Below are 21,270 nucleotides of genomic sequence, written 5' to 3' on the forward strand. Positions count from 1 at the left end.
GTCGCGGACATGTGGGACGCGACCCGGCTCGCGCGCCGCGTGACGGAGGGGACGGCACGTGCGGTGGCCGGTCTCGCGGTGAGCGGGAGCCGCCGCGCGGAACTCCGCCGCTTCCTGCACGTGAGTGGCAATGCGTCCCCCGGCACACTTTGCCACTCACCTGTGTCGGCGGTGCTGGACGTGGACGCCGAGCAGTGGGACGCCGCCGCGGAGCAGGCAGGCGGCACCCCCAACAGCCTGTTCCTGTCGGTGGTGGCCGAGGCGGCGCGGCGGGACGGCGAATCCCGCCCGCTCACGATCAGCGTGCCGATGGATCTGCGGGCCGGTGACGACGCGTCGGGCACCACGAATTCCGTCGCCATGGTCGAGGTGGACGTGTCCCCGCAGGACACGGTCGCCGATGTGCGGGCGGCGAGCCGGGCGGCGTACTCCGCACCCGCGATGACCAGCCCCGCCGGATTCCCGGAGGAAATGCTGCAACTGGTCCCCGACCGGGTGGCGCACGCCCTGACGGGTAACCCCGGCGAGCGCGACGTGTTGTGTTCCAACATCGGGCCGCTACCCGAGGCGCTCGCGTCGGTCGGCGGTCACCGGACCACCGGAATCGCCACCCGCGCCGTGCACCCGGGGGTCGTCACCAGCCGCACCCGGCTGTCCGCCTATCTCAGCCGGTTCGGCGGCAGTTACACGCTCGCGCTGGAGTCGCTGGACAGCCCGGACCGGGCGGCGCTCCGCGAGCGGACGGAGAGCGTCCTCGCCGGGTACGGACTCACCGCGCGGGGCTGGTAAGGGCTACAGCCCGGGCGTGAGATCGGTGTAGGGCTGCCGCGCCGACTCCGGATCCCCGTAGGTGATGGCCCGCTCGCGGCGCGTCCGCGACGCCAGAGTGACGCCCCAGTTGAGGAGGGTGCCGAACCGGTTGCGGTACCCGGCGAGGAACGCGATGTGGATGACCCCCCACGACACCCAGCCGAAGAACCCGGACATCCGGATCGGTCCGGCCTGGAGCAGCGCATGCCTGCGGGCGATGTAGGCCGCGCTCCCGAGGTCGCGGTACTTGAAGGGTTTGCGGTCCGGCGCTCCACCCGCAACGGTGCGCTCGATGCACCCACCGGCGTGCCTGCCGCCCTGCATCGCGACCTCGGCCACACCGGGGAGGTCGTTCAGGGACATCAGGTCGCCGATCACCCACACGTTCGGATGACCGGGCACGGTCAGATCGGGTTCGACGGCGATGCGACCACCCTGAATCTGCTTCACCCCCAACGCCTCCGCGAGAACGGCGGCGAACGGCACGGCCTCGACGCCCGCGGTCCACAGGATCGTGCGGGCCCCGTACCGCTTCTTGGTGTGAGCCGCGTTCTTGGCCGTCGTCTCGATGCTGGTCTCGCAGACGTCGGTGACGTGCACGCCGAGGTGCGTCTCGACGCCGACCTTGTCGAGTGTCCGCTGCGCCGCCGCGGACAGTTTCCGGTTGAACGACGGGAGGACGCGGTCGCCGCCGTGGAACAGCAGCACCCGCGCCTCGCACGGGTCGATGGACTGGAATTCGTTGGCGAGGGCGTGCACCGCGAGTTCCCGGATCTGGCCCGCCAATTCGACTCCGGTGGGTCCGCCGCCGGCGACGGCGAACGTCAGCCACGGTCTGCGCTCCTCCGCAGTGGGCAGCGATTCGGCCATCTCGAAGGCGGAGATCAGCTTTCGGCGGATGGCGAGGGCGTCGTCGAGGGTCTTCATCCCCGGCGCCCATCGGATGTACTCGTCGTGCCCGTGATACGCCTGACGCATCCCCGCCGCGACGATCAGGTAGTCGTAGGGAAGCTCGAACGTGGATCCGTCGAATCGGCTGGCCGTCAGGACCCGGCGGCCGGCGTCGATCGCCTGCGCCTCCCCGAGCGCGACATGCACGTTGCGGTTGCCGCGCAGCAGATGACGCAGCGGACTGCTGATCTCACCCTCGGAGAGCAGCCCCGTCGCGCATTGATAGAGCAGTGGCTGGAAGACGTGGCTGGTGCCCCGATCGAGCAGGGTGACGTCGACGTCGGCGTCGCGAAGCCGGCGGGCAGCGTAGACGCCGCCGAACCCTCCCCCGATGATGACGACGCGCGGTCGTGAACGCTGCAGGCCGAGGGTCGAGGATTCCTGGGCGGTCGTCATAGGTCAGTCCTACACGAACCGGGATGTCCATGCATGAGGAAGGAACCTCAACGCGAGGTCGATTCCTCGCCACCTGATTCCCGGCAGCGGGGCGCGGTTCGTCTCCTTCTCGATGGCCGAGACCATCGCGTCGACGCCCGCGTCGAGGGTGGACATCATCGTGGTGTCGCCGGCCTTGCCCGACATGTCGGTGGCGATGAATCCCGGCAGGAGGGTCGTCACCACGATCGGACTCTTCGAGAACTCCGCGGTCAGCGCCTCGCCGAGGGCCGACACTCCCGCCTTGCTGGCGGAGTACGCCGCCTTCGGCCCGGGCAGTCCCCGGTCGGCGCTGATCGACGACACCAGCACAAGGTGGCCGGAGTTCTGTTCGCGGAAGATCGCGAGGGCGGCCTCGCACTGGGACAACGCACCGACGAAGTTGGTGCGCGCCGTGGCGAGATTGGCGTCGGCCCGGCCGGTTCCGATCCTGGCGCCCTTGCCGAGTCCGGCGTTGACGACGACGCGGTCGAGCCCGCCCAACTCGCCGCGCAGTTCGCCGAAGACCCGGACCACGGCGTCGTGGTCGGTGACGTCGAGTTCGCGGACGGCGACGGCGATTCCGGGGTGTGCGGCCTGCAATTCGTCCTTCAGCGACTCGAGCCGTCCGAGGCGCCGCGCGCACAACGCAAGGTCGCGCCCCTGGGCGGCGAAGCGACGCGCCATCTCCTCGCCGAGCCCCGAGCTGGCGCCGGTGATCAGAATCTTCTGCCGTGTCATTCCGCCACAGTATCTACCCGCGGGTAACAACGCGAGATGCCCGGCGGAACCTCTGACATTCAGCACCGACCGGCATACCGTTACAGGCATGACTGACTCTGGGAGCGGCGCGGAAGAGTTCGATGTCATCGTGATCGGGGGCGGCCCCGCGGGTGAGAACGCGGCGGGTTACGCCATAGCCGGCAGCGACCGCACCGTGGCGCTGATCGAACACGAACTCGTCGGCGGAGAATGCTCCTACTGGGCCTGCATGCCCAGCAAGGCGCTGCTGCGTCCGGGCGAGGTCCTCGGCGCGGCGCGCAACATGCCCGGGGTGTCGGCAGGCCCGCTCGACGTGGACGCCGTGCTGGCCCGCCGCGACTCGTTCACCAACAACCACGACGACTCGTCGCAGGTGATGTGGGCAGACTCCCAGGGGATCGACGTCATCCGCGGATCCGCACGTATCACCGGGGAACGCACGGTGACGGTCGGCGGAGCACGCGAACTGCGCGCCCGGCACGCCGTCGTGGTCGCGACCGGAACGACCGCCGCGGTGCCCGACACCCCCGGCCTGCGCGCGGCGTTGCCGTGGATCTCGCGGGACGCCACCAATCTGAGGGAGATCCCGCGCCGGGCCGTGGTGATCGGCGGCGGCGTGGTGGCCTGCGAGAGCGCGACGTGGCTGCTGGACCTCGGTGTGGAGGAACTGACGATGGTGGTGCGCGGCCGCGCGCTGCTCCCGAAGAACGAACCGTTCGCCGGCGAACTGGTGGCCCGGTCACTGGAGAAGAAGGGCGCGCGGATCCTGTTCGGGGCGGATCTCCGCGGGGTCGAGCGGCCCGACGCGCGGGACACGGGCATCGGCCGCATTCACGGCGGCCCGGTGACCCTGGACGTGGCGGGGCAGGATCCCCTCGTCGCCGACGAGATCGTCGTCGCGACCGGGCGCACACCGGCGACGGCCGCACTCGGCCTCGACGCGCGACTGCTGAACTCCCACGGGTACCTCGACACCGACGACCACCTGACGACGGCGGACGAGTGGTTGTACGCCGTCGGAGACGCCAACGGTCGCGCGCTGCTCACCCACATGGGCAAGTACCAGGGCCGCGTCTGCGGCGACGTGATCGCCGCCCGCGCCGAGGGCCGTCCCCTCGACGGGTCCCGGTTCCGCGCGACCGCCGACCACGGGCAGGTTCCGCAGGTGGTGTTCGCCGACCCGGAGGTCTCGGCCGTCGGGATCACCGAGAAGGAGGCGCGGGACGCGGGGGTGGACGTCGAAACCCTGGAGGTCGACATCGCCGTCGCCGGCTCGTCGCTGACCCGCGACGATTTCAGTGGCCACGCCAAGCTCGTGGTCGATCGGGCCACCGACACCCTGGTCGGTGCGACGTTCGCGGGCACCGATGTGGGCGAACTCATCCACGCGGCCACCGTCGCGCTGGTCGGAAAGGTGCCGCTCGACACGCTGTGGCACGCGGTTCCGTCGTACCCGACCGTGAGCGAGGTGTGGCTGCGGCTCCTGGAGGCGCGGCGCTGACCGCACGGAAGGAACGTTCGCCCGTTCGGCCTCCGTATAGTCGCCGACATGGTGTCTGACACTCTCACGACCGACACACTGGTGAGGACGACCGACGGGGTGGTCCGGGGCCGGCGGGTCGGCGACCTGATCGCGTGGCGGGGAATTCCGTACGCGGCTCCCCCGGTCGGCCCGCTCCGGTTGCGCGCGCCCCAGCCGGTCGTGCCGTGGTCCGGTGAGCTCGACGCCACCGAGTTCGGCGACGCCGCCGTCCAGCACAAGAAGTTCACCGCGCTGCGGCCGGGTAAGTATCAGCCGAGCAGTGAGAACTGTTTGACGCTCAACGTGCTGGCCACTCCCGGCACGTCCGGGTCGCGGCCGGTGATGGTGTTCATCCATGGTGGCGCGTACACGCTCGGCATGTCGGCCACCGCCCTGTACGGGGGCCGGTCGCTGGTCCGCCGTGGCGACATCGTGTACGTGTCGATCAACTACCGCCTCGGATCACTGGGATACCTCGACTTCACCCAGTTCTCCACCCCCGAAAGACCTTTCGACTCCAACCTCGGCCTCCGCGACCAGGTCGCCGCACTCGAATGGGTGCAACGCAACATCGCCGAATTCGGCGGCGACCCCGACAACGTCACCCTCTTCGGCGAATCCGCCGGCGCCAACGCCGTCACCACCCTGATGACCACCCCCGCCGCGAAGGGCCTGTTCGCACGGGCCATCTCGGAGAGTTCCGCCCCCGGCCTGGTCACCACGGCGGAGCGAGCAGCCCGCTGGGCGTCCGACTACGTATCGCTTCTCGGAGCCGAAACCGGCACTGCCGCAGAGGCGCTCGACTCCTTACCCGTCGGCGCCCTCGGCCGGGCCGGCAATCGCCTCGGCGCGAAGGTGCTGTCGGAGACACCGGGCCTGCACCCGTTCGGACCCGTGATCGACGGCGACTTCCTGCCGAAGCCACCGCTCGACGCCTTCGCCGACGGCTCGGCACACCGGGTTCCGCTGATCATCGGCACCAATGCCCGGGAGGGCACCCTGTTCCCGAAACTCCTGGACGCCCTGCCGACCGACCCCGACCGGATCGGGCGGATGTTCGCGCTCACCGACCCGGGCGCCGAGGCCCGCGTCACCGCGGCGTACCCCGGCTACCCGGAGCCGGCCGCGGCGGTCGATCTGGGCGGCGACCTGACGTTCTGGAAGCCGTCGATCGAACTGGCCCAGGCGCACTCCGCATACGCTCCCACCTACAGCTACCGGTTCGACTTCGCTCCCCGCGCGATGAAGTGGCTCGGCCTCGGCGCCACCCACGGGTTCGAGTTGTTCGCCGTGTTCGACATCGCCGACAGCCTGATCGGACGCGGCCTCACTTTAACGGGTGGGCGACGCGGGCTGAAGGGCGTGACGGATACTGTGCAGCGCCAATGGCTGCACTTCGCCTCGCAGGGAACACCGTTGGCGTCATGGCCTCGATACGACACAGACCGGAGGGCAACACTCGTGTTCGACACCGTCACCACCGTCCAGGACGATCCGCGCCGGGAGCGCAGGCTGGCCTGGGAGGGGTACGAGGGCTATTACGGGCAGGGCCTGTGAGCTCCCTCGAGGTCCACACCGAAGCCGGCGCCGTCGGAGGGCGCCGGATCGACGACCTGATCGCCTGGCGGGGCATCCCCTACGCCGCGCCCCCGGTCGGTCCTCTGCGGTTGCGGGCCCCGCAACCGGTCGAGGCGTGGTCGGATGTCCGGCGGACGTTCCACTTCGGTCCGCCCGCGCCGCAGGGTGGTGGGGATTCCGACGAGGACTGTCTGACCCTCAACGTGCTCGCACCGGCATCGGCGTCCGGGACTCCGAGACCGGTGATGGTGTTCATCCACGGCGGCGCCTACTCCGGCGGGACCGCGTCTTCGTCGCTGTACGGCGGCCAGTCGCTGGTCCGCCGCGGCGACATCGTGTACGTGTCGATCAACTACCGCCTCGGAGCACTGGGATACCTCGACTTCACCCAGTTCTCCACCCCCGAAAGACCTTTCGACTCCAACCTCGGCCTCCGCGACCAGGTCGCCGCACTCGAATGGGTGCAACGCAACATCGCCGAATTCGGCGGCGACCCCGACAACGTCACCCTCTTCGGCGAATCCGCCGGCGCCAACGCCGTCACCACCCTGATGACCACCCCCGCCGCGAAGGGCCTGTTCGCAGGGGCCATCGCCGAGAGCCCGCCCGTCGCGTCCGCGTACCACCCCGATCGGGCGGCGCGGTGGTCGCGCGAATTCCTCGAGATCGCCGGGGTCCCGGTGTCCGGGGCCGCGGCCTGGCTCGAATCCGCCGATCCCGCCGAGTTCGTTGCGGCGGGCACGACGCTGGCGCGCCGGGGCGCCGACGAGGAACCGGGAACCCGCGCGTTCGCGCCCGTCGTCGACGGATTCTTTCTTCCCACCCATCCGCTCGACTGTTTCGCGTCGGGGTCCGGGCATCCGATTCCCCTGATCATCGGCACGAACAGTCACGAGGGCAGGATCTTTCCCCGGTTCCTGAACATCCTGCCCACGGATCCGGCCCGGATCGACAAGATGTTCTCGCACGTGGACCCGTCCGTGAAGGAACGGGCCATCGCCGCCTACCCCGGTTATCCCAATCGGCGCGCGGCCGCGGATCTCGGCGGCGACGTGACGTTCTGGGAACCGTCCGTCCTCTGCGCGCAGGGCCACACCACCGTCGCGCCGACGTACAGCTACCGGTACGACTTCGCACCCCGGTTGCTGCGGGTCCTCGGACTGGGCGCCACCCACGCGACGGAGCTGTACGCGGTGTTCGGGTTGACCGGACCGTGGGCGCGGGCGCTGACGGCGCTCGGTGGGCGACGCGGATTGCGGGCCGTCACCGACACCGTCCAGTCGCATTGGTTGCACTTCGCCCGGCACGGGACGCCCGCGCCCGGTTGGCCGCGGTACTCGCCCGAGCGCCGGGAAACGCTCGTCATCGACGACACGAGCCGGGTCGAGAACGACCCGCTCGGCGAACGCCGACGCGCCTGGCAGGGGTACGAGCACCGGCGCTAGGGGGAGAGAACCGCGCTGGCCGGGTTCGTCCGGGGCCGGTTCCTCACGGCCTGACCCACGGTTCGTTCCACGTTGCGACTCCCGGCGATTGCCCTACTCTCGTAGGACCTGCATTTCGGGAGGCGAGCATGACCGAACCGAACGACCTCGCAGGCCGCACCATGGTGGTCACCGGTGCCACCGCAGGGCTCGGCCTGGAAACGTGTCGCCAATTCGCGCGCCGCGGGGCCACCGTCGTCCTGGTCGGCCGAGACCGGGACAAGATCGACGCCGCGATCGCCGACCTGTCCGAGAGCACCGACCGGGACAGGCTGAACTCGGCGCTCGCCGACCTGTCCTCGCTGGCCCAGGTCCACAAGCTGTCCGGGGAACTGCTGCATCGGTTCCCGCGGATCGACGTGCTGGTCAACAACGCCGGCGTCGACGTGGGGCATCGTCAACTGACGGTCGACGGCATCGAAACGACGTTTGCGGTGAACTACCTCGCGCCGTTCGTGCTGGCGACGACGCTGGCTCCGGCGATGGCGCAGGCGTCGACCGCCGACGCGGCCGGTTACCGGCATCCGGCGCGCATCGTCGACATCAGTTCGTCCGGGCACCGCGGCGGGCGCCTCGACTTCGACGACCTGGACGGCACCAAGGACACGTTTCACGGTCAGCGCGCGTACAACAACTCCAAACTTGCCCTGACCCTGTTCACCCGCGCGTTGGCGCACCGGTCCGATCCCGCCAGACTGGTCGTCAATTGCGCCGATCCCGGTTTCGTCCGCGGCACCACCCTCGGGCGGGATCTGTCGTTCGGCTACCAGGTGGTCGGGACGCTCCTGACCCCGTTCATGGCCGACGTCGCGAAGGGCGCCGAAACGGCGGTCTGGACCGCGACTGCCACCGAGTCCGGCAAGTTCACCGGCCAATACGTCAAGGGCTGCAAGGTCGTTCAGCCGAGCAAGGACGCGCGCGACGCGGGACTCGCCGCGCGGTTGTGGGACGCGACCGAGGCACTGCTGGCCCACCGCAGCGCAACCGGCCGCTGATCTAGTTCGGGTCCTCGAAGAGCGACAGCACGTTGCCGTGCGGGTCCCGGAACCACGCGACGCGGATGCCGTCCGGGGCCCGCCAGGCCGCGTGTTCGTCTTGATCCATCCCGGGATACTCGGTGAACTCGATGCCCTTGCCGCGCAGCGAATCGACGACCTTGTTCAGGTCGGCGACCTTCCACCCCAGCACGGTGTACCCGGTGTCGGCCTTCGCCTGCACCAGCGTGACCCTGAGCAGGGCACCGTTGCAATCGAGGGCCAACGCGAATTCGTCCCGCGAGACGAGCCTCAGCCCCAGGGTCTCCACGTAGAACATCTCCGAGACGTCCAGGTCGGTGCTGGCCACGAAGCTCACGAGCTCACCCTGAAGACTCATGCTTCAACTGTGCCCCGCGCACCTGCGCGCAGGCAAGAGCGCGGGATCACCCCCGGCGCTGTCCCGTGACCCGGGGCACACGGCCCGGCGCCCGCAAGTTAACGTCGATTCGACAGGTCGTCTCGCACCGGAATGAGGAACTCGCGTGTCTGCTCCAGTTACAGAGAAGAAGGGCCCCCTCGCGGGCATTCGCGTCGTCGAATTCGCAGGCCTGGGCCCGGGCCCGCACGCCGCCGCGCTCCTGGCCGATCTCGGCGCCGACGTCGTGTGCGTCCAGCGTCCCGGCGTGATTCCGCCGGCCGGTCCGTACGACCAGATCCAGCGCGGCCGCCGCGTCGTCGAGGCCAACCTGAAAGATCCCGAACAGGTCGAGAAGGTGCTCGGACTGATCGAGCGGGCCGACGTCGTGATCGAAGGCTTCCGGCCCGGCGTCACCGAGCGCATGGGTCTCGGCCCCGACGTGTGCCTGGAGCGCAACGAGCGCCTGGTGTACGGACGGATGACGGGCTGGGGCCAGGAGGGCCCGCTGGCCAGCGCCGCCGGCCACGACATCAACTACATCTCGCTGACCGGTGTTCTCCACGCCATCGGCCGCAAGGGTGAGCGTCCCGTCCCGCCCCTGAACATGGTCGGTGACTTCGGCGGCGGCTCGATGTTCCTGATCTTCGGGATCCTGTCGGCGCTGGTGGAACGCCAGACGTCCGGGAAGGGGCAGGTCGTGGACGCGGCGATGGTCGACGGCGCGCTGGCCCTGTCGCACATGATGTGGGCGTTCCGTGGACGCGGCGTGTGGTCCGACGAGCGCGGCGTCAACCTCCTCGACACCGGTGCGCCGTTCTACGACACCTACGAGACGTCCGACGGCAAGTACATGGCCGTCGGCTCGATCGAGCCGCAGTTCTACGCCCTGCTGCTGCAGGGCCTCGAACTCGACCCCGCCGAACTGCCGCAGCAGATGGACATCTCGACGTGGCCGCAGATGAAGAAGGTGTTCGCCGAGAAGTTCCTGTCGAAGACCCGCGACGAGTGGGCGGCGATCTTCCTCGGTACCGACGCCTGCGTGTCGCCCGTGCTGACGTTCGCGGAGGCACCGTCCAACGAGCACATCGCCGCGCGCGGGTCGCTGGTCGAACTCGACGGCGTCACCCAGCACGCCCCTGCACCGCGGTTCTCCCGCACCCCGGCCGGCGCCCCCACCCCGCCGGCCCGCGAGGGCGTCGACATCGACACCGTCTGGACCTGACAGGTGAGTGGCGAAGTGTGTTCCGGCACGCTTCGCCACTCACGTGCTCAGACGACGAGAGACGGCTCCGCGAGTTCACGGTCGACCGCGAGGGTCGCGTACGCTGCCGCGATACCGTCCACACCCCGGCGCAGTTCGTCGGACGTCCGCGCGTAGGGCAGGCGGACGAACCGCTCGAAAGCGCCCTCCACACCGAACCGCGGCCCCGCCGCCAGCAGCACCCCGAAGTTGGGGGCCGTCGCGGCCAGCGCCGTCGACACCGGTGCGGGCATACGTAGCCACAGGGACATCCCGCCCGAACCGATGGTCGGGATCCAGTCGGGCAGGCGGTCGGCGAGTGCATCGAGCATCGCGCTCCGCTGTTCCCGCAGTTCCGCCCGGCGACGTGCGAGGACGAGTTCGTCGTCGGAGAGCAGATGGGCTGCCGCCAGCTGATCCATCACCGGCGTGCCGAGGTCGACCGCCGCCCGGGCCCCGGCGAGCCGGGTGATCAGCGCCGGATCCGCTCGGATCCACCCGACGCGCAGACCACCCCAGAACGATTTGGCCGCCGACCCGATCGTCACCACCTCCGACTTCGCCGCTCCCCGGCCGTGCGCCGCGACCGGCCCCGGTGACGGCTCGTCGAGCCACAGGTCGACCATCGTCTCGTCCACCACCAGCGTCATGCGAGTGTCGCGCGCGATCCGCGCCAGTTCGGCCCGCCCGGACGCGTCGAGACACAGTCCGGTGGGGTTGTGGAAGTCCGGGATCAGGTACGCCATCCGGGCGGCGGTCTGCCGGGCCGCGCTCCGGATGCCGTCCAGATCCCACGCCCCGGACGCCCCGCCCTCCGGACGGACGGGCACCGGAACCGGACGCGCACCTACCCGGCGGATCGCCTCCAGCGCGTTGGGATACGTGGGGTGATCGACCAGCACCCGCTCCCCCGGCGCCGTCAGCACGTTGAGGAGCAGCCGCAGAGCATGCTGCGCACCCGAGGTGACCATGATCTGCTCCGGGGACGTCTCGAGACCCCGCGCCCGATACCGGGCCGCGATGACGTCCCGCAGCGCGCCGATCCCCACCGGCTCCATGCCGTGCGTCGGGAGGAACTGCGGAAGTGATTGCAACGCATAGGCGTAGGCCTGTTCGACGGCCTCGGCTGGCGCGGCCATCGCGGCGTAGCTGAGGTCGACCACCGAGCTGTCGGAGCCCGGCTGGTGCGCCCGGAACATCAATCCGTTCTGCCGTGCCCCGAGCGGCAGCGCCACCGTGCTGCGCGACCCCTGACGGCTGATGAGATACCCCTCGTCGCGGAGCACCGAATACGACGACGTGATCGTGGTCCGGCTCAATTCCAGCACCGACGCCAGCTCGCGTTCGCTCGGCAACGCGACACCCAGGGGGATGCGTCCGTCGTGCACGAGCAGGCGGATCCCGTCGGCGAGCGCCCGGTAGGCCGGTCGCGCCGCCGAGCGGCGGCCACTGTCGTCCTGCCAGTTGCCGAGGTCCCTGGCCAGCGAGCGGGCTCCGAGCACACGAGTCATCATGCGGTCCAGTATCACCCTCTTGGCTATTCATCTCCAAGCCAGTTCCCGCGAAGCTCGGATCCATGACGACACTGATCACCCTCGCCTGCATGGTTCTCCTGGCCGCCGCGGTCGCACACTACGGCCCCAAAGAAGGAGGTAAGGGGCTATTTCGTCTGGAACAGTTCCGGATCGGCGCCCCGCTCGGCGGGATCTTCCACGAGGAGCCACCGGACCTCCATAAAAGGCCGAGCAGTCCAGATTCCGCCGACTGGACCTCCCAGACGTGAGTGCGAATGTGTGCCCGGGCACACATTCGCACTCAAGTCGGCGTCAGCGCGCCGGAGGCTGCAGGACCTGAGTGAACAGCACCGTCCCGGCCGCGTCGAGGAGAGCCACCCGCAACTTCGACGTCTTCCCGTCGACGAACACCTCGCCGAAGTGCTGGAAACCGTCGAGCGGCGAGGAGTTGGGCGCAGGCGGTGCGTGCACGAACACCGCCTCGGGGCCGAACGTGGCATCGAGTTCGTTGGGACCGAATCCGCCCGCGTTGAGCGGACCGGACACGAACTCCCAGAACTCGTCGAAATCCTGGTACGCCGCCCGCTCGGGCGAGTACCGGTGCGCGGCGGTGTAGTGCACGTCCGCCGTGAGCCAGACGGTGCCGGTGATCCTGCCCGCCTTGATCGCCGACAGCACCTGCGCGATCTCGGACTCCCGGCCGGAGGGCCGACCCGGATCCCGGTTCGCGACACCCTCGAACGCGGTGTCACCGTCCGGGACCACCACGCCGAGCGGGAGATCGTTGGCGATGATCTTCCATGTCGCCGTCGACGCACCGAGTTCGCGGATCAGCCAGTCCTTCTGCGCTGCACCGAGAATCTGGCCGGCGGCTCGCGTGTTGGCCCCGTTCGCGTCCTTGTAGGTGCGCATGTCGAGGACGAAGACGTCGAGCAGTACCCGATCTTGCGGTACACCCGACCGTCGACCGCCTCTGCCGGCTCCACCGGCAGCCACTCGTGGTACGCCTGGAATGCCCTCTGCGCCAGCACGTCCACGTTCTTCTCCGTGAATGCGTCGAGATCGAGGACCTCGCCGGGGTACCAGTTGTTGACGGTCTCGTGATCGTCCCACTGAACGATCTGCGCCACAGAAGAATTGAACCTGCGGTAGTTGTCGTCGGTGAGGTTGTACGCGTACTGGCCGCGGTACTGGTCCAACGTCTGCGCGACCGCGCTCTTCGCCTCACTGACTGTGTTCCGCCACACGCGTCCGTCCGGCAGCGTGACGGACTCCTTCAGCGGACCGTCGGCGTACACGACGTCGCCCGAGTGCAGGAACAGGTGCGGGTCGCGCGCGGCCATCGTGTCGAAGATTCGCATTCCGCCGATGTCCGGATTGATTCCGTATCCCTGACCAGCCGTGTCCCCGGACCATTGCAACCGGATGTCGCCTGCGGCGCTCGGAGCCGTGCGGATGACACCCGTCACCGCCTCCGAGGTGGAGCCGTCGTCGCCTTCGAGAGTCACGCGGTGGTGCACCTGCTGCCCGGCGGGTAGTCCGGTCAACCGCAACCTGCCGGTGCCGTCCGTGTCCGGGGTGAGCAAACCGTCCTCGTGACGCACCGGGTCGGTGAACGACTCGGTGGCCGAGGTCTCCACGATCATCTTCGCGGGACGGTCTGATCGCGCCCAGACGAGTGCACCGTCGGCTCGCACGTCCCCGGCCGCGACACCGTGCGTCAGGGTCGGCCGGTCGCGGACCAGCGCCGGACCCGAACCGCCGGAGTCGGAGCACGCCGCCGCAGGAACGGCGAGCAATCCGAGTGCGGTGGAGCGGAGCAGGGCACGGCGGGACAGATACCCGGAACATCTCCTCGGTCGGCGAGCTTCGAGGATGTCCAACCGCGGTCAACGGAAGGTGAACGTCAGATGTGGGAGGCATACTGGATTGGTGACCACAGGAATCGCCCTGTTCGACACGGCCCTCGGCACCTGCGCCATCGCGTGGCGGGCCGCGGGGATCGTGGGCGTGCAATTGCCCGAAGGTTCACCCGAATCCACCCGGCAGCGTCTCGAACACTGCTTCCCGGATGCGGTGGAGCACCAGCCGCCGGCGCCGGTCCAGCGGGCCGTCGACGGAATACGCGAACACCTGGGCGGCGCACTCGACGATCTGCGGTGGATCGACCTCGACTTCGAGGGAGTCCCCGAATTCGACTGCAACGTATACGACATCACCCGCGCAATCGACCCGGGCACCACGCTCACCTACGGCGACATCGCGGCGGAACTCGGCAAGCCGGGTGCCGCGCAGGCCGTCGGTCAGGCCCTCGGCCGCAACCCGCTGCCGATCGTGATCCCGTGCCATCGCGTCCTCGCCGCAGGCGGGCAGGTGGGCGGCTTCTCCGCCGGCGGCGGCACCCTCACCAAGCGCGAACTGCTGGCCCTCGAACACACTCCGGGTTTCGACGACCCGGTGCTGTTCTGATCAGCGCCTGCGGGTCGTCGACGAGTTCTCGCACCAGCGCGCTCGCAGCCGCCATTCTGTCGCCGCCGGGAACCCGGAGCGTCCGGACGACCCGCTGATCCACCCCGGTGACGCGGGCACAGCCGAGCACGAATGACTGCCCACCGGCGACGATCGCCCGCTCCACGGCGTGGACGAACGCGTCCACCGTCGACCTCGGGTCACCTTCGAACACCCACACGCCGAGATCCGTCGACACCACCGCCACACACGTGCCGGCATCCGACGGGTCACGACGGGAACCGAAGGTCTCCAGAACGGCAGCCGCGGCGTGGAAGCTGTCGAACCACCGGCCGGCCGGCGTCCGAGTACTCGCTTCGACAGTCCTGATCATCGGCTCGAATGTATCTCGACTCGCCGAATGCCGCATCAGTTCAATCCAACTGGACCGATGTGACATTCGGCGAAGGAGAAACGGACTACCGCACCACGTCGCGGCGGACGATGGTCTCGTCGCGTCCGGGGCCGACACCGATGCAGGAGATGTATGCGCCGGACAGTTCCTCGAGGCGCAGGACGTAGTTCTGCGCGTTCTTCGGCAGTTCCTCGAACGTCCGGGCGTGGGAGATGTCTTCCCACCAGCCGGGCATTTCCTCGTAGATCGGCTTCGCGTGGTGAACGTCGGTCTGCGACATGGGCATTTCGTCGTGCCGGACGCCGTCGACGTCGTAGCCGACGCAGATCGGGATGGTGTCGAGGCTGCTGAGCACGTCGAGCTTGGTGAGGAAGTAGTCGGTGATGCCGTTGACACGCGTTGCGTAGCGGGCGATCACGGCGTCGAACCAGCCGGTGCGACGGGCGCGGCCGGTGGTGACGCCCACCTCGCCGCCGGTCTTGGCGAGGTATTCGCCGTTCTGGTCGAACAGTTCGGTGGGGAACGGGCCCGACCCGACGCGGGTGGTGTACGCCTTCAGGATGCCCAGCACCGTGGTGATCTTGGTGGGGCCGATGCCCGAACCGACCGCTGCGCCACCGGACGTCGGGTTGGACGACGTCACGTAGGGGTAGGTGCCGTGGTCGACGTCGAGGAGCGTGCCCTGCGAGCCCTCCAGCAGCACGGTCTCGCCGCGCTCGAGTGCCTCGTTGAGCTGCAGTCGCGTGTCCGCGATGCGGTGCTTGAATCCGTCTGCCTGCTCGAGCACCTCGTCGACGACCTGCTGCGGGTCGAGGGCCTTGCGGTTGTAGATCTTGACTAGCACCTGGTTCTTGAACTCGAGTGCCGCCTCGACCTTCTGGGTGAGGATCTTCTCGTCCAGCACGTCCTGCACGCGGACGCCGACACGGGCGAGTTTGTCCTGGTAGCAGGGGCCGATACCGCGGCCGGTGGTGCCGATCTTCTTGGCCCCGAGGAACCGTTCGGTGACCTTGTCGATGGCCACGTGGTACGGCATGATCAGGTGCGCGTCGGCCGAGAGCAGCAGGCGGCTGGTGTCCACGCCCCGCTCGTCGAGTCCGGCGAGTTCGGTGAGCAGCACTCCCGGGTCCACCACGACACCGTTGCCGATGACATTGGTGACGCCCGGCGTGAGGATTCCGGACGGAATCAGATGCAGAGCGAACTTGTCGCCGTTGGGGAGAACCACTGTGTGTCCGGCGTTGTTACCGCCCTGGTAGCGCACCACCCACTGCAGGCGTCCGCCCAGTAGATCGGTAGCTTTGCCCTTGCCCTCGTCGCCCCACTGGGCGCCGATCAGGACGATTGCCGGCATGACGTTGTCTCCTACGGTCGACGTACAGTCGTATCCGACTGCGTGGTCCTGCCGTTCGTAGGCAGTGGCCGGGGGAACAGTCTAGCCGAGGGCCCGGAGAACAGACCCCACAGTACGGCTGGGGAGGCCATCTCGGGCGTGCCACTAGGATGATCCGAAAGGGAAGCTGCGGAAATCGCGGCGGGACATCCGGGCGAGGAGTGGCGTTGACCCCCGTAGTGCTCATTTGCGGCGATGCGCCGCTTCCCCTACCTCTGGGCTCCATTTCGACCTCGAGCGCACCTGCCGTCCCGGACAAGGACGACTTCGACGAGGTCTTCTCCAAACTGCAGGTGGTCGTGGATCCGCGACTGATCGTGGTGGGCAGCGACGCCGCTTTCGCGGCCACCCTGACACGGTTGATGCGCACCGAACGCCTGCACATCGAACTCGCGTACGTCGCGGAGCATCGTTCGGACGCGACGGACGCCTACCATCTGTCTTCCGGCGCCCGCGGGGCCCGCACCGCCTTGAAGGGGACGGCCAAACCGGTCCCCCTCATCCGCGACGACGCGGGGATCGCGCTCGTCGGGTGCGCCGCCGTCACCGGTCCGGACGGGGGTCCGCTCGTCGGCGAGGCCTACGTCGACGACACCCGGTTGTTCTCCGGTACGACGACGAACATGACCGTCACCCCGACGCCACGGATGCCCGGCCTGCGGGCGTCGGTCGAACCGCGCCGGCGCTGGCTGCCGCGCCGCTGGGTAGAGGGCCGCGCCGTGCAACTCGGATCACCTGCCGCCGCGCTCACCCGCGACGGCGTCCCCAACCCCCGCGACGTCAAGCGTTCGACGTTCTACCGCCACGACCAAGAGTGGTTGCTGGTGCGATGAACCTGCCCAGGGCACGGACCACCGCGGTCCGTCCCAGCCCGGTCTTCTTGGTGGTCGTCGCCGTGGCGGTTGCCGGCGGCGTCCTGGCATGGCCGGCCGGGCGCCAGTCGGTGCTCGGACACGTCGGGGTGTTCCTGCTGGTGGTCGCCGGCTGGGTGGTGACACTCTGCCTGCACGAGTTCGCGCACGCGTACACGGCATGGCGGCACGGCGACACCGACGTCGAGGTGCGCGGCTACCTCACTCTCAACCCGTTGAAGTACAGCCACCCGCTGCTGTCGATCGGTCTGCCGGTGCTGTTCATCGCACTCGGCGGGATCGGGTTGCCCGGTGGTGCCGTGTACCTGCGCACCGGGTTGTTCCCACCGAAGGTCCAGGCCCGGGTATCGCTTGCCGGGCCTGCCGTGAACCTGGTGTCGGCGATCGTCCTGCTCGTGGTGATCCGCTGGTTCGGCCTGGGCGGCGACCACGAGGTGTTCTGGGCGGGACTGAGCTTTCTCGCCTTCCTGCAGGTGATGGCCACGGTTCTCAATCTCCTGCCGGTCCCCGGACTCGACGGCTACGCCGCACTCGAGCCGTTCCTGCCGCCCCGCACGCGTAGATCCGTCGACCAGTACAAGCCGTACGGACTGCTGATCCTCGTGGCGCTGCTGTTCGTGCCGTCCATCAACGTGGTGTTCTTCGACGCCATCTACGGACTCTTCGGACTGTCCGGGGTGCCGGAGATCTACGCGCAGTACGGCAACTATCTGATGCGCTTCTGGCTCTGAGCTGTGAGTACTTATTAACCGCGGGCGGTTAATAAGTACTCACGGGCGGGACGCATCCTCTTCGGTGAAGTTGGGGGTCACCCGCAGTTCCTGCAGCGGCACCTCCCGGCCCCGGCTGCGGACCTCGACGCGCACGGGTTCACCGGTCGCGTCGTCGCGCAGTTCGAGGGGAGGTCCGTACTTGTCCTGGAGATATTTGTCGCCCCACTGCATCAGTGCGAGGACAGCGGGCAGGAGGTCGCGCCCCTTCTCGGTGAGCACGTATTCGTAACGGGTGCGCTGCCCGGGCTCCTTGTACGGTTGCCGCTCGAACAGGCCCTCCGCCGTCAGTTCACGCAGCCGGGACGCCGCCACTGCCTCCGTGATGCCGACCCGCTGCGCGAAGTCGTCGAATCGTGTGGTGCCGTAGTAGGCCTCGCGCAGGATCAGGACGGCCGAACGCGTGCCGATCACGTCCATCGCCTTGCCGATGGAGCAGTGCGTCGCCCGCCAGCTGTCGCGATCCGCGAGAAAGCCGTCCAACCGTGCCGCGTCCATTCACCCATCGTAGCTGACTTGAGAATTACATAGTCAGCAGTCACAGCCGCCAGGACAGGTGCGAGAGTCCGCTGGCGTCGAGTGCGAGCCCGCGCGGAGTCGACACCAGCCGGAGCAGCACCTCCTGACAACCCGGACATCGCACGACGACGCCGGGCGCGCGGGTGTAGACGTGGACGGCAGCCATCGGCCCGTCGAGACCGCAGAATCGGCATTGCCCGGTCGCCGCGGTGAGGTCGTGAACGAAGATCTCCGCGAAGGGCCCGCCGAGCACGTTGCCGTCCTCGAAGTCGTTGTCCTGCACCGTACCCATCGACAGCTCCTCCTCCGGTCACGACCCCGAGGGGCCGAACCTCTCGGTCTTGATGTTGTCCGGCGAGTGCCCGAGCGCGAGAAGCAGCCGAGCCACCTCCTCGACGAATCCGGTGGGGCCGCAGACGAAGCAGCGCGGCGCGAAGTCCGCCGGCCACCCCCACGCGGCGAGATCGGCGGCAGTGATCCGACCCGCCGGACGCCGCGGCGAGTCCTCGCGGGTGCGCAGGACGACGGTCTCGACGCCCCCGTCTCCGGTGCGGGGCCTGTTCAGCTCGTCCGCGAACAACTCGTCGGCCTGCGCCCGGAGGGAGTACACGAGCCGGAACGGTGTGCGGTCGTGGCGGAAACGGCGCTCGCGAATCATCGACATCAGCGGCACGATTCCCGAACCGCCCGCAACGAGAAGGACCGGCGCGCCGCCGCCCTCACGCGGCGACCATACGAACCAGCCACCGATCGGCCCCCGCACCTCGATCAGATTACCGGCGTCGAACACATCGGTCAGGTACGGCGAGACCTCGCCGTCCCCCACCCGCTGGACGACCAGCTGCAGTCGCCGGCCGGCCTGGGAGCGTTCGGCGGGCGACGCCAGCGAGTAACTCCGTTCGGTGGTGTAACCGTCGGGGCCGGTCAGACGAAGGTCGACGTGCTGTCCGGCGCGATGACCGGGCCAGTCGGGAACCTCGAGGACGAGGGCCCGCGCACTCGCCGTCTCGGGCCACGCATCGACGAGTTCGGCCACCCGCCAGGTGAGTACGGCGCGGCCCGCGAGCTCACTGGTCACCCTGATACCTCTGCTCCCGCCAGGGATCTCCGCGGTCGTGGTACCCGAGCTGTTCCCAGAAACCCGGGACGTCCTGGGTGACGAGCTGGATCGACCGGACCCATTTCGCGGACTTCCAGAGATACAGATGCGGCACCAGTAGCCGGGCCGGGCCGCCGTGCACCGGTGCGAGTGGCGCTCCGTCGTAGCTGTGCACGATCCAGGCCTTGCCACCCAGGATGTCGCCGATGGGAAGGTTCGTGGTGTAGCCGCCGTCGCATCCGACCAGGGCGAATCCCGCGGATGTCTCGACGTCCGCGAACAGGGTGTCGAGGGAGACGCCCTTCCACGAGGTACCGAACTTCGACCATCGGGTGACGCAGTGGAGGTCGACCGTCGGCCGCTCCTGCGGGAGTTTCATGAATTCCGCCCACGACCATTCGTCGCGCCGCCCGGTCTCGTCGGTCACGGTCAACGTCCACGTATCGGTCGGGACACGGGGCGTGGGTCCCGCGGAGAGCACGGGAAAATCCTCCACCTCGTACTGCCCGGGCGGGAGAGCGTGCTCGCTGCGCGGCCGACCACGGAAGCCGGGAGTCAGAACAGCCATGCCTCACGCTAGGACTACGACGGCATCTTTGCAGCGCAACCGGTCGTTTCGAGGCATCCACCACACCTGACTTGCCAGAACCATAGTCAGGTCGTACATTGCTGACTATGGCACTCAATAGTCAGGTGCGTGAGCAAGCGCGGCTCGGCCCGCTCCTCACCGTCCTCTCCGGCGCGCCGTTCGTCGCGAGCCTCGACCTGTTCGTCGTCAACGTCGCGTTCGGCGACATCGGGGCGAGTTACCCCGGCTACAGCCTCGGCGACCTCAGCTGGGTGCTCGGTGGCTACGCGATCGTGTTCGCCGCGCTGCTGGTTCCGCTCGGACGCTGGGCAGACCGCGTCGGCCGCCGGCGCGGATTCCTCCTCGGCCTGGCCCTGTTCACCGCCGCCAGCGCCGCCTGCGCCCTGAGTCCCTCGCTGTGGCTGCTCGTCGCGTTCCGGCTGCTCCAGGCCGTCGGTGCGGCCGCACTGACCCCCGCGAGCCTGGGACTGCTGATCAGCACGGTCCCCGAAGCGAAACGCGCCGGTGCGGTCCGGATCTGGGCGGCGTCGGGTGCCGCGGCCGCCGCCTTGGGACCCGTGGTGGGCGGTCTTCTCGTCGAGGCGTCCTGGCGCTGGGCCTTCCTCGTCAACGTCCCCATCGGCATCGCATTCCTGATCGCCACCGTCCGGTTGGTCCCCGACTTCCGACCCACCGCCCGCGACGCCGACCTCGACCTGTTCGGCGCGACCCTGCTGACCGTCGGCATCGGCGCCCTCGCTCTCGGACTGGTCCAGGGACCCGCCTGGGGTTGGGGCGACCCGCGGATCGCGATCGCATTCACCGTCGCCGCCGCGTCCGTCGCACTGTTCTGGTGGAGCAACAACCGGCAGCCCGAGCCGCTCATCGATCCGGCCATGCTGAAGGTGCGGACCTTCGCCTGGTCGAACGTGACCGCGCTCGCGTTCAGCGCCGCCTTCGCGGCCGGGTTGCTCGCGAACATCCTGTGGCTCCAGCAGGTGTGGGGTTACTCCGCCCTGCGCACCGGTCTCGCGATCGCGCCGGGCCCGTTGATGGTGCCGGTGTTCGCCGTCGTCGGCCAACTTCTTGCCCGCAGATTTTCCGCGGGCGCTCTCACCGCGGCAGGCAGCGCCCTCTGGGCGGCCGGCGCCCTGCTCGTTCTCGCATCCGTCGGGATGGAGCCGCAGTACGCGTCGGAACTGTTGCCCGGCTGGTTGATCGCCGGTGTCGGGGTCGGCCTGGCTCTGCCGACGATCCTGTCGTCCGCCACCGCGGGACTTCCGCAGTCGCGGTCGGCGACCGGTAGCGCCGTCGTCACCATGAGCCGTCAGATCGGCACCGTGCTGGGCGTCAGCATGCTCGTCGCCCTCCTGGGCACCACCGTCGGGTACGACGACACCCATTCCGCGTTCCAACTCGCCTGGACCGCGGTGGCCGCGGCGGCCGTCGTCGCCGCATTCACCGCGCCAGGTATGAACCCACCCCGTGAGTACTTGTCAACCGCCCGCGGTTGACA

Annotated in this window: 20 protein-coding genes and 2 pseudogenes; 11 read left to right on the forward strand and 11 right to left on the reverse strand. The window is 69.0% G+C overall.

The window, feature by feature from the left end:
• Positions 1 to 789: pseudogene (locus tag RJ1_RS23985) on the forward strand (hypothetical protein); the annotation flags it as partial.
• Between the two features lie 3 nt (positions 790 to 792).
• Here the strand turns inward: RJ1_RS23985 and RJ1_RS23990 are convergent.
• Together RJ1_RS23990 and RJ1_RS23995 are read right to left on the reverse strand one after the other, a co-directional pair.
• Positions 793 to 2,157, reverse strand: a complete 1,365-nt coding sequence (locus RJ1_RS23990) for an NAD(P)/FAD-dependent oxidoreductase (protein WP_073364565.1) — start codon at positions 2,155 to 2,157, stop codon at positions 793 to 795.
• 9 nt (positions 2,158 to 2,166) lie between these two features.
• Positions 2,167 to 2,916 (reverse strand): SDR family oxidoreductase, encoded by a 750-nt coding sequence (locus RJ1_RS23995; RefSeq protein ID WP_073364567.1) that lies wholly within the window; start codon positions 2,914 to 2,916, stop codon positions 2,167 to 2,169.
• A gap of 88 nt (positions 2,917 to 3,004) precedes the next feature.
• Here RJ1_RS23995 and RJ1_RS24000 point away from each other — a divergent pair, with 88 nt between their 5' ends.
• From RJ1_RS24000 to RJ1_RS24015, 4 genes are all read left to right on the forward strand, one after another.
• Positions 3,005 to 4,438, forward strand: coding sequence for a dihydrolipoyl dehydrogenase family protein (locus tag RJ1_RS24000; RefSeq protein ID WP_073364568.1), 1,434 nt, complete (start codon positions 3,005 to 3,007; stop codon positions 4,436 to 4,438).
• Positions 4,439 to 4,486: 48 nt separating this feature from the next.
• Positions 4,487 to 6,016: a carboxylesterase/lipase family protein gene (locus RJ1_RS24005; RefSeq protein WP_073364570.1), complete on the forward strand. Its 1,530-nt coding sequence runs from the start codon at positions 4,487 to 4,489 to the stop codon at positions 6,014 to 6,016.
• On the forward strand, positions 6,013 to 7,482 hold the full coding sequence (locus tag RJ1_RS24010) for a carboxylesterase/lipase family protein (protein ID WP_073364571.1): 1,470 nt from the start codon (positions 6,013 to 6,015) through the stop codon (positions 7,480 to 7,482). Before RJ1_RS24005 ends, RJ1_RS24010 begins: the two co-directional genes overlap by 4 nt.
• 128 nt (positions 7,483 to 7,610) lie before the next feature.
• Positions 7,611 to 8,516, forward strand: coding sequence for an SDR family oxidoreductase (locus RJ1_RS24015; protein WP_073364573.1), 906 nt, complete (start codon positions 7,611 to 7,613; stop codon positions 8,514 to 8,516).
• 1 nt (position 8,517) lies between these two features.
• Here the strand turns inward: RJ1_RS24015 and RJ1_RS24020 are convergent, their stop codons facing one another.
• Complete coding sequence (locus tag RJ1_RS24020) at positions 8,518 to 8,895, reverse strand: VOC family protein (RefSeq protein WP_073364574.1); 378 nt, start codon at positions 8,893 to 8,895, stop codon at positions 8,518 to 8,520.
• Positions 8,896 to 9,040: 145 nt separating this feature from the next.
• Between RJ1_RS24020 and RJ1_RS24025 the strand changes: the two genes are divergently transcribed.
• Positions 9,041 to 10,138, forward strand: a complete 1,098-nt coding sequence (locus RJ1_RS24025) for a CaiB/BaiF CoA transferase family protein (RefSeq protein WP_073364576.1) — start codon at positions 9,041 to 9,043, stop codon at positions 10,136 to 10,138.
• 47 nt (positions 10,139 to 10,185) lie between these two features.
• On the opposite strand, the gene yczR is transcribed toward RJ1_RS24025, so the two are convergent.
• Positions 10,186 to 11,670, reverse strand: coding sequence for a MocR-like transcription factor YczR (gene yczR, locus RJ1_RS24030; protein WP_073364692.1), 1,485 nt, complete (start codon positions 11,668 to 11,670; stop codon positions 10,186 to 10,188).
• A 62-nt stretch (positions 11,671 to 11,732) separates the two neighbouring features.
• On the opposite strand from yczR, the gene RJ1_RS24035 reads away from it, so the two are divergent.
• Positions 11,733 to 11,939: a hypothetical protein gene (locus tag RJ1_RS24035; RefSeq protein ID WP_143048951.1), complete on the forward strand. Its 207-nt coding sequence runs from the start codon at positions 11,733 to 11,735 to the stop codon at positions 11,937 to 11,939.
• A gap of 43 nt (positions 11,940 to 11,982) precedes the next feature.
• On the opposite strand, the pseudogene RJ1_RS24040 reads toward RJ1_RS24035, so the two are convergent.
• Positions 11,983 to 13,493: pseudogene (locus RJ1_RS24040) on the reverse strand (alkaline phosphatase D family protein).
• A 52-nt stretch (positions 13,494 to 13,545) separates the two neighbouring features.
• Here RJ1_RS24040 and RJ1_RS24045 point away from each other — a divergent pair.
• The gene (locus RJ1_RS24045; RefSeq protein ID WP_378380589.1) at positions 13,546 to 14,139 is read left to right on the forward strand and encodes a methylated-DNA--[protein]-cysteine S-methyltransferase; all 594 of its coding nucleotides are present in this window, start codon (positions 13,546 to 13,548) and stop codon (positions 14,137 to 14,139) included.
• Here the strand turns inward: RJ1_RS24045 and RJ1_RS24050 are convergent.
• Together RJ1_RS24050 and RJ1_RS24055 are read right to left on the reverse strand one after the other, a co-directional pair.
• Positions 14,075 to 14,512, reverse strand: coding sequence for a racemase (locus RJ1_RS24050; protein ID WP_240319944.1), 438 nt, complete (start codon positions 14,510 to 14,512; stop codon positions 14,075 to 14,077). The two genes, RJ1_RS24045 and RJ1_RS24050, sit on opposite strands and share 65 nt — an antisense overlap.
• A gap of 85 nt (positions 14,513 to 14,597) precedes the next feature.
• Positions 14,598 to 15,887, reverse strand: a complete 1,290-nt coding sequence (locus RJ1_RS24055) for an adenylosuccinate synthase (protein ID WP_072937353.1) — start codon at positions 15,885 to 15,887, stop codon at positions 14,598 to 14,600.
• A 218-nt stretch (positions 15,888 to 16,105) separates the two neighbouring features.
• Here RJ1_RS24055 and RJ1_RS24060 point away from each other — a divergent pair, with 218 nt between their 5' ends.
• Entirely contained in the window at positions 16,106 to 16,759 is a 654-nt protein-coding gene (locus RJ1_RS24060; protein ID WP_240320035.1) for a hypothetical protein, read from the forward strand.
• The gene (locus tag RJ1_RS24065) at positions 16,756 to 17,529 is read left to right on the forward strand and encodes a site-2 protease family protein (protein ID WP_073364582.1); all 774 of its coding nucleotides are present in this window, start codon (positions 16,756 to 16,758) and stop codon (positions 17,527 to 17,529) included. Before RJ1_RS24060 ends, RJ1_RS24065 begins: the two co-directional genes overlap by 4 nt.
• 39 nt (positions 17,530 to 17,568) lie before the next feature.
• On the opposite strand, the gene RJ1_RS24070 is transcribed toward RJ1_RS24065, so the two are convergent.
• Genes RJ1_RS24070 through RJ1_RS24085 form a run of 4 tightly spaced genes read right to left on the reverse strand, consistent with a single transcriptional unit; the run spans position 17,569 to position 19,754 of the window.
• Entirely contained in the window at positions 17,569 to 18,066 is a 498-nt protein-coding gene (locus tag RJ1_RS24070) for a winged helix-turn-helix transcriptional regulator (RefSeq protein WP_073364584.1), read from the reverse strand.
• Between the two features lie 40 nt (positions 18,067 to 18,106).
• Positions 18,107 to 18,379 carry a DUF6510 family protein gene (locus RJ1_RS24075; protein ID WP_073364585.1) on the reverse strand — a complete coding sequence of 91 codons (273 nt, stop codon included), beginning with the start codon at positions 18,377 to 18,379 and terminating at the stop codon, positions 18,107 to 18,109.
• Positions 18,380 to 18,397: 18 nt separating this feature from the next.
• On the reverse strand, positions 18,398 to 19,165 hold the full coding sequence (locus tag RJ1_RS24080; protein WP_073364587.1) for a ferredoxin reductase: 768 nt from the start codon (positions 19,163 to 19,165) through the stop codon (positions 18,398 to 18,400).
• Entirely contained in the window at positions 19,155 to 19,754 is a 600-nt protein-coding gene (locus RJ1_RS24085; RefSeq protein ID WP_073364588.1) for a molybdopterin-dependent oxidoreductase, read from the reverse strand. Before RJ1_RS24085 ends, RJ1_RS24080 begins: the two co-directional genes overlap by 11 nt.
• A 107-nt stretch (positions 19,755 to 19,861) precedes the next feature.
• Between RJ1_RS24085 and RJ1_RS24090 the strand changes: the two genes are divergently transcribed.
• Entirely contained in the window at positions 19,862 to 21,268 is a 1,407-nt protein-coding gene (locus RJ1_RS24090; protein WP_073364590.1) for an MFS transporter, read from the forward strand.
• The last annotated feature ends 2 nt before the right edge of the window (positions 21,269 to 21,270 follow it).

This window comes from Rhodococcus jostii NBRC 16295, from assembly GCF_001894825.1.
Lineage (GTDB): Bacteria > Actinomycetota > Actinomycetes > Mycobacteriales > Mycobacteriaceae > Rhodococcus_F > Rhodococcus_F jostii.